Raw genomic sequence first — 13,241 nt, forward strand, 5'->3', positions numbered from 1 at the left:
CGGCGGGGGTTAAGGAGGATGATGTGAGTAATCACTTTCAACTTTGTGGTTTATATGCTGGTAAGGTGAATAAATGTGGTGGCATAACGACAGCGATTAATAAATCTTTGATATCGGCTTCAGTATACGTGTCAGCGCTTGGCATTGTTGGAGATCAGTGTGCAGATAAACGTCATCATGGTGGTCTAGATAGAGCATTGCATCAATATCCTGTTGAGCATTATCAATATTGGCGACAAAACTATTCGTCCAAATTACCTTGGCAAGCTCCAGGTATGGGAGAAAACCTTAGCTCGTTAGGAATGACAGAGCATAATGTTTGTATTGGCGATAGGTACCAGTGGGGGCAGGCGATAATTGAAGTTAGTCAACCTCGCTCCCCTTGTTTTAAGCTTAATAAACATTGGGGAATTGACAAGCTTTCCTTGCAAATGCAGAAACTTAGCTTATGTGGCTGGCTATATCGGGTAATAAAGCCCGGCATCGTCAGTGTTGATGAACCGCTAACGTTATTACAACGACCATCAAATGCGATGACTGTTTACCAAGTATGTGAATTGTTTTTTGGCGATCCGCTAAATCAAATTGGATTATTAAAGCTAAAAGAGCAAACAAAACTGAGTGATAGTTGGATGACAAAAGTAGCGAAGCGCTTGGCTACTAATCAAGTTGAAAATTGGCACTATAGATTATTAGGGCCTAAAACATAACAGGTTCAATCCTTCTATCAATTTAGTTTTTATAAAGCCTTGATAGTAATATCGAGGTTTTATGCTAAGCAATTGTTACTTTCTTCATTAACGCCTGAGAAATTTATCCTGCGAAAACGCATGCCATTATTTTTACTCTATGTGAAATATAAAGGAAGATTGCTCATTAAGCTCAGCTTGGGTTGGTTTTTCCTCATTCAATGGGGTCTTGAGCAATAACAAATTCTGCTCCAACTTTGTTTAATCACAGGGTGAGCAGTTCGTTGTGGTTTTTAAAATTTAAACCACAGCGCCTAATAAAATCGTTTAAACCGTCAATTTCCAGCTGATGGGCAGAATAATCAATTGACGAGTCCTGATTTAGTTTTGGAAAAGTACCATAGCCAGCCAGTAAACACGCCCATGATTTCGCTTGATAACTCGCGGTTAATTTGTGTTTATGCATATCGCCGGCGAAATCTTGACTGCTATGCCAAAGCGCTAAAATTTTCTTTAAAGTTTCTGAAATATTGTTATTGGCGGCATTGTCTCGCCAATAGGCGCTGTCGGTGCGTTGATTCATTTTGTAATGACAAACAATATAATCTCGGACGCCGTCAAATCTTGAGTTAATATCTTTGTTAAAGGCATCTTCATATAGATTTGTCCCTTTACCTTCTTGAAAACACTGCATAAATTGGGTAATAGTATTGAATGAAAGTGCCAGTGCCGTTGCCTCTAAAGGTTCTATAAAACCTTGAGATAGCCCTACGGCAAGACAGTTTTTGTGCCAGTGCTTTTCAACCCGTCCAACTTTCATTTTTAAATGTCTAGCTTCAACCTCACTGTCCAATAAGCCTAAATGCTGTCTAAGTTCAGTTTCCGCTTGATGTGAATCGATGTAATCACTGCTATAAACATAACCATTACCAAAACGGTTTCTGAGGGGAATTTGCCAAGCCCAGCCGTTAGATAGTGCCGTTGCTTTAGTTTCTGGCGGCAGTTGTTTTGATATTTCACTGGCCATGACCACAGCGGCATCGTTGACTAAGTTGTCTTTAAAACTTATATAGTTAACTTTCAAGGTTTTTTGCATCAGTAAGGCATTAAACCCCGAGCAATCAACGAAAAAGTCTGCCTCTAGCTGGCTGTCGTCGCTGAGTTTTACCGCGCTTAGGTTGCCATCATTTGTCACTAAAACGTCAGCGACATTTCCATAGATTCTTTTTACTCCAAGATTTTGTGCTTTTTCTGCTAAAAACTGCCCTAAAAATGCTGAATCAAAGTGGTAGCCGTATGCAATGCCAAAAGGGAAAGATTCAGCAGGTAATGGACCCAAATTGTTGCTTGATAAATAAGTCTCTAAAAAATATCGGTCAGGATGTGCGTAAACACTATAGCCTTGCATTCGAGCTTGAATATTCTTATAAAAAAGAGGTACGGTGAATATATCGTCTGTTTGTGCGGCGAAAGGGTGAAAGTAGGATTCAAAACCCGGTTTAGTTGACCATTTATCAAAGGTAATGCCATTTTTATAGGTGGCATTGCAACGGGGCATCCACTCTGAGTCGGCGACACCAATAGCATCAAAAAATAACTTTAAGTGCGGCGTACTGCCCTCGCCAACACCAATAATGCCAATTTCTTTAGATTCCACTAGGCAAATTTCAGTGTCTTGCCATTTACACGCCAATAAATTTGCCGCCATCCATCCTGCTGTGCCACCACCAACAATCAATACTTTTTTCGGTGTTCCGTCGTTATTTAACATTGCTATCTGCTCATAATTGATAATATTAAAGGCTACTATTTTGCTAATTTTGCTTATTTTCGTAATTTCTCAGCAAAAAAATCTTTGATAATTCTGATGTCTTCAAGCGATAAGTCGCCAAGTATGTGTTGAGGGTGATCTGGAATATAAGACCTAGGGTCTATTTCTTGATGAAATAGGTAATGATCGAACATACAGCGCCAGGCCTCACGTTGTTTTTTCGTTAAATCACGCATCGCTAACATTGCGATATTCAAACTATCAATTGCGCTGGGTGACACTGAATTAGGCCCGGAAGAGCCACTCCACCAATAATTCATTAATGCGTTCACTTTTGCTAACGATTCAACGTTATGCCACCAAAGCATAGGAATAAAAATGGCATCTCCAGGTTCAAGTTCAGCACTATAGGCCTCGTTCAATGCAAGTTTGAATAGTGGATAACGTTCAAAGTCAGGCTTATTGATATCGACTAAACTCGTTGGGGCGCCTGCTGGCGTAAAGTTGAGTGAGCCTGGGTATAAGTGGCATGTTTGCTCAGGTGGAAAAAGCGTAAAACGCCGACGACCAGCGACAACACAAGCAAGGTTATCTGAGCCGTCATAATGGGTATTAACTATCCCTTCATTACCAACCCATAAGCGCGGCTCTATTTCGGGAAAAAAATCGGAACAATTTTCATTAACTAAACCCGGTAAAATTTCGTTAATAGGTGTGCCTTGCATCGAAATAGCAGGGTAAGTGTCGCGATCGATCAGCTGTAACAGGCGCCCTAAAAATAGATCTAAGCGTTCTTCACCACTTAAATAATTTATGTCGGTGATAGCTTCATTGTAATAGAAACGTTTATTGGCAGATGGAGGAGCAACCACCATAGTAGTTTTTTTACCGTTATAAAACTGATTGAGATAGGTGACGAAGTCATTTGCTGACTGTTTGGCTGAGGCAACGAATGGCCAACTTTTAGCAAATCCCCGCAGCACTATTGGTTTTTGGCTAGGCACAACGTCGTTAAAAAATTGCTCCGCACTTAGCGTCGAATATTCTGGAATAGCTTTATATGCTGTCATGATTTTTTGCACTCATTTATAACACTACACTTATGTGAATCAACGAATTCATGGTCTTGCTAGCTGTTTTTCTTAATATACGTTGGGCAATTTGCTTGAATATAGTCATAGTGATGAGGAATTTTTAGTACCGTATCTTGAATATTTTTAATATTTTCATTTAATGTATTGGCTAAGTTTTGGCTGTGAAAGCCATTCACCAAAGGGTGGTGCTTTTGTGGGCGTATTTTCATTCCTTCTAAAATAGAGCACCAGCTGTCATGAGTAAAAAATTGCCCTTGGTGATGTTCTAATTGCCCTCTGGTGCGAAATATGCGTATTTTTTCTTGCAGTGATGTTGGCACTGGCATCGTTTGGCACCACTGCCAAAATTCAGTATCATCTCGGCCTGAAGTGCAATAATGCAAAATAATAAAATCGCGAATTTCTTGGTAATCAGCATCAATTTTCTGATTAAATGCTTGTTCGTTATCAGCATCAAAATCGCCATCAGGAAAATGCTTTATAAAATGCACTAAGGTTTTATAGACTAAGTGAATAGCGGTAGACTCTAAAGGTTCTAAAAAACCGCTGGCAAGCCCTAGTGCTAAACAGTTGTTGTGCCAAAGTTTTTTACGTTTACCAGTAACAAATGGGAGAATTCTTGGTTCATTAAGCACTTTACCATTAATATTGCTCAGCAAAGTCTCGATCGCTTTTTCGTCGCTGCAAAATTGATGTGAAAAAACATAGCCATTGCCGGTTCTGTGTTGCAAAGGAATTTGCCATGACCAGCCAGCTGCTTGAGCCGTTGCTACGGTATAGGGTACGGGTTTATTTACTTGCTCGGTTTGTACTGCCACCGCGCGATTACACGGTAAATAATGCGACCAATCTTCGAAACCAACCTTGAGTGATTTATCGATTAAAAGTCCGTTGAAGCCAGTACAGTCGATAAAAAAGTCACTAATGACAGTCGTGTCATTGTCTAACGTCAGGCTGTGTATAAACCCTTTGTTATCAAGATTAACCTTTTTTACTGTTGCCTCTATTCTGTCGACTCCACGCTGTTGACAAAGATTGCGTAAATATCGGGCAACTTGTACGGCATCAAAATGCAAAGCATGAGCATAGTTTGATAATACCCAGTTTTCAGACTGAATAGGTCGCAGCATAAAGCGTTCATTTTCCGCCATAATGGCACTTGGCGAATAATCAAGCCAACGTGTTTTTTGCCCATCTGCAAGAGACTTTAGCCAGGCCTGATAGAAATCAAAGCCATTAATATCTTTACCAACTTTGCCAAAAGGATGAAAGAAATTTTCCCCAGGGCTTAGCCAGTCATCAAAGCGAATACCTAATTTAAAACTGGCAGACGTCGCTTGTATAAACTCTTTGAGGTTGATCTGACACGCTTGGATGAAGTCCATTATTGACGGTACAGTAGACTCTCCAACACCTATTGTGCCAATATCGGCTGATTCAACCACAGTAATTTTAATATTACTGCCTCTTAAGGCGCTTGAAAGCAATGTTGCCGCCATCCAGCCAGCCGTGCCACCACCTGTAATGCAGATAGATTTCAAGGCGTTATTCATAATAAAATTATATTCCCCCAGTAATCATTCGCTATTGCGAGGCTAAATGTGCGTTATTCTTATTAAAAGAATATAAACTACGCCCAGCTGCCTGTGCGTAGTTTATATTACATTTTTTCGTATTTGTTATTAGAAAACTGCACTAAGCGTTAACGAATAACGACGATCTGATGTGAAAGAAAATGCATCAGTTAATGTTCCTTGTTGATCTTGTTGATATTGAGTTTCTGTATCTGTTCCTAAGACGTTATTGACTTGCAAAGTGACTTTAAGGTTGTCATTAATCTTATAGTTGAAGCTTGCATCCATTATGCCTTGATCTTTTGAATAAGCCGGAACAAATTCTTCAGACTCACGTAAAGTTAGCAGGTATGCTGAACGCCACGTATAGGCTAAACGGAAAGAGATATCGTCTTTCTCATACATGCCAACAATATTGAAATTCTGATCTGAATAACCTTGCAAAGGTAAGCCGGTAAATTGGCGAAACGAATTACGGTTGTCGGTAATAGGCACACCGGCACCTGTGGTTGAAAGCGTGCGGGTTGGGTTGGTATTTGGGTCTTCCAAATCGTTTTGATCAATATAGGTATAGTTTAGTTGCAAGCCTAAACCACTCCATATTCCAGGTAACATATCGTAAAACTGCGAGTATGCAAATTCAACACCACGAATAGTGCCTGAGCCTGTATTCGCCGGGCCATAAGCTGATACGGGGTAAACGTTACCATCGACTTCAACCTCAGTCGAACGGGTTTCATTTCGAATGATGTTGGACAGTTTTTTGTGGAATAAGCCAACCGTTACCGCACCAGCATCGGCAAAATACCATTCGGTTGTTAAATCTAAATTAATCGACTCTTCAGGCTCTAAGAAAGCGTTACGTGCGTTAGCGCTAATTTCAATATTTCGCAGGTCAACAACAGGGTTAGTTGCTTCATCTTTACCTTCAGAAGGATTTAGCAGAATCTCTTCGTAGTCCAGGCTAATGTTCATTTTATTAGCTGAATCAATAAGGCTTGGGTAATAAAGGCCTTTAGATGCGCCGAACCTAACAATAACATCATCAGTCACCGCTAAATTAAGGTTTAAGCTTGGTAGCACAGTAGTGTAATCCGCGCCATCTATTGTGCTGCTAAAGCTTTCACCTGAAGCTAAGGCAAAAATACTTGGATAATCATTTTGCATTACTTGATATAGTGAAGATGATGGATCGGTACCGCGCCTAGCGGTTGCTGGGGTATTGATACCACCCGTTGATTGCAGCTGATAATTAACATAACGTAAACCAATATTACCTCTGAGTATCATATCTGAATTATCAATATCAAAGTCGAAATCGCCACGAAGATAAAATTCAGTGCGCTCTGTTTTACTTGAACTAATATGGCGAGGGGCAAAATGACTATGAACACGGTCGCTTAAGTCTTCATATGGCACTGCACAGCCGCCGCTGCCATCCATTGCATTGCCTACCGCACTCCAGGTGCCACATCCCTCACGTAGTGTTTGTGCGTAATTTTCTGCTAAATCCATACGAGGGAATAAAAAGCTGTTATTCGCACCAATTAACGTATTGCCATTATAATGGTCTGCAAAGCTAATGCGATCGTATAATTCAGGTACCACTTGCGGCGAAGCGTTGTAAGAGGCTTGTGCGTTCCAAGGCGTACCTAAAGCTTGCCATCCTTCATAAGCGGTATCACGAACTGTTAGTTCTTTCTCAGAATAATAAACACCGGCTTTTATTGCCGTAAAAGTACCGTCTAATTTGTACTCTACGTCAATTTTAAAGCTGTCAGAGTCCGCTTCATTGTGCTCTTCGTGTTGCATGCCACTGGCTAATCGTAAAATTGGATTGGTGTTAGGGTCTACATTTGGCGGGTTAGACGTATTGGCATTTAAGTATTCGATAGTCGGGGTATTTCCTCTCAAATCTAAGAAAAATGGCGCATGCTCTGCAGTTTGATTGCCATTAATGCGTGAAGTTAATGAGTTGTTATGAACAATTTGTTCAGAATTAATATGCTGATAATCGACAGCAATGGTTAGCAAATCGGTTGGCTTAAAGACAATATTTAACGAGGTATCGTCAACAGTACTTTCATTGAAGTTATAACGCGATCGAAACTGTAACGGTAGCTCTGGGTGGTTTGAAATACCGACACCGGAAGTGAGGTAGCCATTACTATCGACAGTTAAAGGATAGTCTTGCTCATTACCATCGAAACCATTAAACCACTGAATGCCATTAGGTGCATAGGGTAAAAAGCCACGATCACCTGAAGCAATAACATGCTCTCGCCACTCTAAAGACGCTTTAGAATTGATATGTTCTAACGTTGCGGTAATTCTTTCATCTTTACTTTGCCATTGTAAACTTGCTGTGAGACCTTGGCGCTTACGATCGTTTTCTGCACTTGTCATGGTATAACTTGCAGGGGCATACCATGTGACTCCCTCAGGCTGGCCATCAAGTTCTTGTGCTTCAAACGGTGCGGTATAATTTGCCGCATCGTCTGCTGAATATTGCACAGTATCACTTTGGCTATCGTTACAAGCACGCCAATCTGTCGCGCCAGGAATACAAGGGTTGGAGTATTGGCCGGCGATAACCCCCGGGCTTGGTGTGCCCCATTGATCATATGAAAACGTATCAGCAGGGCCACGACTGTGAAAATTACCTAAGCCGAAACCATCGCCACGGGTCTTAAATTCAGAGTGAGATGCCGCCACCAATACACCAAATTTTCCGGCATCTGTATCCCAATTATCAGAAAAAAGTGCACTAAATGAAGGGGTTGTTTCTTCTCTATAATCGCCATGACTTGCTTTTGCACTAATCGCGAGCATCTGTTCGTCAGAATCAAAAGCTTTTCGCGTGACTAAATTTACTGTGCCTGCGATACCACCTGAAATTCGGTCTGCGGTTTGGTTTTTATAAACTTCTACGGCACCTAATAATTCGGACGGGAAATCTTCATAGCTCAGCCCGCCATGCGGATTGGCACTAAAAGAATCTCGACCATTAATTTCGCTGCGCACGCGGTCTAAACCGCGCACGAGTACACCGGTACCTTCATCGGCAAAATGTTTTGGGTCACTCGATGACGCGAAGCGCTCAATGGTTACACCAGGTAAACGTTGCACGGCTTCGGTAACCGATGCATCAGGCAATGCACCAATATCTGAGGCGGTAATGGCATCCATTACGGTATCGGCATGGCGCTTTAAACTCTGAGCACTCTCAATACTATTGCGCATACCGAGAACTTCAATAACTTCAATATTTTCTTCTTCTGCCTGTTTTTTTTCAGCGTCGGCTTCTTCGGCAATTACTAAAGACGAAAGTGAGCAAGTAATAGCTGCGGATATTGCTATTACAAGACGTTTTTTTTCAAATGTTTTAGACATTTTATCCCCTCTCCATTTTTGTATTTTAATATTCAACTATTCATGGCTTATTTTTATTTTTATACTAGGACAGCGCTGTCATTTGTTGGTTCTACAATACACTCTCAAAAAATAAAAGCTACAAATTGTTCGTAAAATATACAATTCGTATTCGGTACTAGTTTATAAATAATTGCGTTTTATGAAGAAGGCGACCTGCTAATAAAATAAAAATAGTGTGAATATTAAGCTTTGTGTAAGGGAAGCTTAAACAATTAAACAGCAATCATTTTATTCCGCGTAACATTAATAGTGTCATCTGGTTAATGTTATAGCTATTTTTGAACTTACTTACTAAGCAAGTCGCCACTTCTAGTTCAAACATATTGTGCTAATTACAACCTTTAAGTTATAAAGTAACTTCAAATACACCTTGAACTTGTTACTTTTTAACATTAGTATGTATGAGAAATCAACAGTTATTTGAATGTTTTTTGTTCTTTTTTTTGATGTGATTATAAAAAATAATAATAAAACAACTAATTATGATGTAGGAGAGGGTGTTGAACAAAAATTTAAAATGTAAAGATAGTCAACATCAGTCAACTGTTTTTGAAAAAGGTAGTGGCTGTTTGAGCTCGCTGACAGAGAAAGGGTGGAGTATTTTAGCAGAAGAAGTGAGCCTTCCCATTGCCGTGATTAATGAAAATCGACTAGTAAAGAATGCCATCTGGATGCAAAAATTTAGCGATAAAGCTGAGGTGAAACTAGCCCCTCATGGCAAAACATCGATGGCGCCAGAATTATTTAAGGTGCAGTTAGCTCAAGGTTGCTGGGGAATAAGCCTAGCAACCGTACCACAAGTAATAAATGCAGCTCAGCATGGTATTCAACGCATTATTTTAGCTAACCAATTAGTTGGTAAGCTGCACATGCAATTACTTGCTGACTTGCTATCAACATCAGATCTAGAGTTTTACTGTTTTGTTGACTCAACAGAAAATGCCGTGGCTTTAGGGGAATATTTTGCCACAAGAAATATTGCTTTAAATATTTTGATTGAAGTTGGTGTTACACAAGGACGGTGTGGCTGGCGTGACCCTGATAATATTAAGCCATTATTAGAGGTTATAAAGCAGTTTCCTCATTTAAAGTTATGCGGCGTGAGTTTCTATGAGGGAGTTATACATGGTAATGAAGCAGAAACAAAAATTAGAAGCTTTATTGCAAGCATTAGCCGCTTAGTAAGTAAGTTATACCAAGAAAACTTATTCGATTTAGAGCAGGTGATTATTACCGGTGCGGGCTCTGCTTGGTATGACATTGTTGCTCAAGCGTTGATGTCTAGCCAGAGTATGCGAAATATTAATTACACTGCCATTATTCGACCAGGCTGTTATTTAATACACGATACCGGAATTTATCAGAGTGCACAGGATAAAATTGTGCAACGCAGTCAATTGGCTTGTGATGTATCTGGTGAGTTGACCTCTAGTTTGCAGTTATGGGCCTATGTGCACTCAGTACCTGAGCCGGGACTGGCAGTGATAGGGCTAGGTAAAAGGGATGTTGCCTTTGATGCCGGTTTACCTACGCCGGAATATTTTTATCGACCAGGGACAGCAAAGCCGATAAGTGTTGATAAATCATGGCAGGTGGTCAGTATTATGGACCAACACTGTATGATGAAAATTGCTGACAACACCTTACTGCGTCCTGGGGATATTATTTGTTTTTCCAGCTCTCACCCTTGCTTAACCATGGATAAATGGCGTCATATCGGGCTTATTGATGATAATTTTGTTGTTAATAAAACCATTGAAACCTTTTTTTAACCCGAATTTTTTAAATGCTATAAGAGCTTGTGCTTATAGCCAAAGAGTAAAATGAATGGATATTGTTAATAGTATTAAAGAAGGCTTAGGGCACTTTAGTCCAGCCGAAGAAAAAGTTGCGCGCTTTATTTTGGCTGATTTAAATTATGCTGCCAATGCGCCAATTAATGACTTGGCTGAAAAAGCGCAGGTAAGTCATGCCAGTATTACGCGTTTAGCCAAAACCTTAAAATGTGCGAATGTACGGGAGTTTAAGTTAAAAATAGCGCAATCAGCCGCCGTTGGAGAAAGGTTTACCAATGAAAAGTCGGTTGCTAAACAAGATATTTCACATGTTTATCAATCGATTCATGACATTTTGTCACTCAATGTTGGCTTAATTAAGGATGAAATTGTTCATGCCGTCAGTCAAAGTATTTGTGCTGCTAAGCATTGCTTAATTTTTGGTGTTGGTGGCGGTAGCAGTATGATGGCAAAAGAGTGTCAAAATAGATTCTTTCGCTTAGGTATTCCGAGTAATTCGCATTCCGATCCTATGATGATGCGAATGACCGCATCTACGGTTGATAAAAATGATGTTGTGCTTTGCTTGTCCTTAGGCGGCATCAGCCCTGATGTTTATAGTTCAGCCGTTATCGCGAAAGAATACGGCGCGACTGTCGTTGCTATTTGTCCAGACGGCAAGTTGGCGACATTTGCCGACTATCATTTACCGATAAAAACCCAAGAAAGTGATTATATCTTCAAACCTAGTGCCTCTCGATATGTGATGTTAGCGGCAATTGATATTTTATCGAGTGAGCTAGCAATGAAAAATCAAAGAAAATCGCGCGAAAAGCTACGACGTTTAAAAATCCAACTTGATAGCCATCGAGAAGAAAGCAGCGAAAGCAATAGCGGTGATAGCCATTCCAATCGCTTGCCATTAGGAGATTAACTGCGTGATTAATGATGTTAATTCCTCTAGTTCTAAGCTAAAGCTATGTGATTATTTAATTATCAATAGCGACATTTTTGATGGCAGTGGTGCGGCGCCGATTAAGCAAGATGTTGCTATTAGCGGCGATAAAATTGTTGCGATAGGGGACTTAAAGGAATTAACGGCTAAAAAAGTAATTAATGGCAAAGGCTTAGCGTTAGCGCCCGGTTTTATTGATGTTCATACACATGATGATTTAGAGCTGATACGTAATCCAAGTATGCTAAATAAAATCAGCCAAGGAGTGACGAGCGTCATTATTGGTAACTGCGGTATTAGTGCCAGCCCCTATCAATCTGCTAACCCGCCCGTTGATCCGGTTAACTTACTGGGCCAAGCAAGTGAATTTATTTTTCCATCATTGCAAGATTTTATTGAGCACTATCATCAGGTCCAACCGAGTATTAATGCCGCCGCTTTGGTCGGTCATACGAGCTTACGTGCACAGGTGATGGCTGATTTAAATCGGTCGGCAACAGCAGAAGAAATAATGACCATGGTGGGGTTATTTAAGCAGGCGTTAGCACAAGGAGCAAAAGGTTTAAGTACCGGGCTTGCTTATGAAAATGCACAAGCAGCGTCGAGTACTGAAATAGAGGCTCTAGTTAAGCAAATTAAGGCGTTTGATGGCATTTATTGTACCCACATCAGAACCGAATTTGACGGAATTATTGCTGCCTTAAATGAAGCTTTTTTTACCGCTAAACAAGCAGACGTTCCTGTGGTCATTTCTCATTTAAAATGTGCAGGAAAAAATAATTGGGGTCGAGCTGATGAAGTTATCGCTCATATAGAACAGCATCAAAAAGCACAAAAAATTGGCTGTGATTGTTACCCTTATCATGCCAGCTCTAGCACCTTAGATTTACAACAAGTGACAGAAGACTTTGATATTTTGATCACTTGGTCTGATCCTTATCCTGAAAAAGCGAAACAAACTTTGGCTGCAATCGCTAAACAGTGGCAAGTTTCTTTGCAAGATGCAGCTCTGCGCTTGCAGCCAGCCGGTGCTGTTTACCATGGTATGAATGAAGATGATGTCCGTAAATTTATTACATTTTCTCATAGTATGATTGGCTCTGATGGCCTGCCTTGTGATCCGCATCCTCACCCAAGGTTATGGGGAACATTTCCCCGCGTATTGGGTCGCTATTGTCGAGATGAAAAATTATTAAGCTTATCTAAAGCTATTCACAAAATGACGGGATTGTCTGCGCGTGAATTTAAATTAAAGCAAAGAGGCTTTATTCGCGTCGGACATTACGCCGATATTGTGCTTTTTAACGCTGATACTATTGCTGATCTAGCAGATTTTTCCCATCCGGTAACACTATCTAAGGGCATAGAGTATGTTTGGGTTAATGGGCAATTAAGCTATCAAGCGGGACATAGCAACAAACAAATGACCGGAAAAAATAAAGGTGCAGGACGCTTTTTGAAACACGAAGCGGTTTCACCTAACGATTAACAAAAACACTCTTAGTTAAGGAATATGAAATGACAATTAAGCGCTATGGCAGTGAAGGTGGACAAGGTACTGGCGGGCAACATTTACCCTTTTCACGAGCCGTTGAAGCGGGTGGCTGGCTCAGAGTCTCAGGTCAAACACCTATGCGTAATGGTGAAGTTGTTGAAGGCGGTATTATTGAGCAGTCACGTATCGCGATTGAAAACTGTATTGAAATTATGGCTGAAGCAAATTATCGCCTTGAGCATGTTACCCATGTGTCAGTGGTGTTAACTGATGCCCGCTACTTTCAGTCTTTTAATAAGGTATTTAAAGAGTTTTTTGGCGAACATCCACCAGCACGTATCTGTTTAGTGGCTGATTTAGTGGTGGACTGTAAAGTCGAAGTGGATGTGACTTGCTATAAAGCACCGTAAACCGCTGACAGTGAAAGAGTGAACATTTTTTAAAAGGAGTCAG

General features: G+C 40.5%; 9 protein-coding genes. 5 read left to right on the forward strand and 4 right to left on the reverse strand.

The features are described 5' to 3' along the window. The first annotated feature begins 23 nt into the window (after window positions 1-23). A complete protein-coding gene (locus AC27HL_RS06825; protein WP_487080064.1) occupies window positions 24-710 on the forward strand; it encodes an MOSC domain-containing protein in 687 nt (228 codons plus the stop codon). 244 nt (window positions 711-954) lie between these two features. Here AC27HL_RS06825 and AC27HL_RS06830 read toward each other — a convergent pair whose 3' ends face one another. From AC27HL_RS06830 to AC27HL_RS06845, 4 genes are all read right to left on the reverse strand, one after another. Beyond that, window positions 955-2,460, reverse strand: coding sequence for a tryptophan halogenase family protein (locus tag AC27HL_RS06830; protein ID WP_487080066.1), 1,506 nt, complete (start codon window positions 2,458-2,460; stop codon window positions 955-957). A gap of 53 nt (window positions 2,461-2,513) precedes the next feature. After that, window positions 2,514-3,530 carry a cupin-like domain-containing protein gene (locus tag AC27HL_RS06835; protein ID WP_487080068.1) on the reverse strand — a complete coding sequence of 339 codons (1,017 nt, stop codon included), beginning with the start codon at window positions 3,528-3,530 and terminating at the stop codon, window positions 2,514-2,516. A gap of 59 nt (window positions 3,531-3,589) precedes the next feature. Next, entirely contained in the window at window positions 3,590-5,107 is a 1,518-nt protein-coding gene (locus tag AC27HL_RS06840; protein WP_487080069.1) for a tryptophan halogenase family protein, read from the reverse strand. A gap of 129 nt (window positions 5,108-5,236) precedes the next feature. After that, window positions 5,237-8,521, reverse strand: coding sequence for a TonB-dependent receptor (locus AC27HL_RS06845; protein ID WP_487080071.1), 3,285 nt, complete (start codon window positions 8,519-8,521; stop codon window positions 5,237-5,239). Between the two features lie 539 nt (window positions 8,522-9,060). Here AC27HL_RS06845 and AC27HL_RS06850 point away from each other — a divergent pair. From AC27HL_RS06850 to AC27HL_RS06865, 4 genes are read left to right on the forward strand one after another with little or no spacing between them, the layout of a single operon-like run. Further along, window positions 9,061-10,335 (forward strand): amino acid deaminase, encoded by a 1,275-nt coding sequence (locus AC27HL_RS06850; protein WP_487080072.1) that lies wholly within the window; start codon window positions 9,061-9,063, stop codon window positions 10,333-10,335. Between the two features lie 55 nt (window positions 10,336-10,390). Then, window positions 10,391-11,272, forward strand: coding sequence for a MurR/RpiR family transcriptional regulator (locus AC27HL_RS06855; RefSeq protein ID WP_487080074.1), 882 nt, complete (start codon window positions 10,391-10,393; stop codon window positions 11,270-11,272). Between the two features lie 4 nt (window positions 11,273-11,276). After that, window positions 11,277-12,782, forward strand: a complete 1,506-nt coding sequence (locus AC27HL_RS06860; RefSeq protein ID WP_487080075.1) for an N-acyl-D-amino-acid deacylase family protein — start codon at window positions 11,277-11,279, stop codon at window positions 12,780-12,782. 29 nt (window positions 12,783-12,811) lie between these two features. Continuing rightward, window positions 12,812-13,198: a RidA family protein gene (locus tag AC27HL_RS06865; RefSeq protein WP_487080077.1), complete on the forward strand. Its 387-nt coding sequence runs from the start codon at window positions 12,812-12,814 to the stop codon at window positions 13,196-13,198. Window positions 13,199-13,241 lie beyond the last annotated feature (43 nt).

The organism is Colwellia aquaemaris (assembly GCF_057548755.1).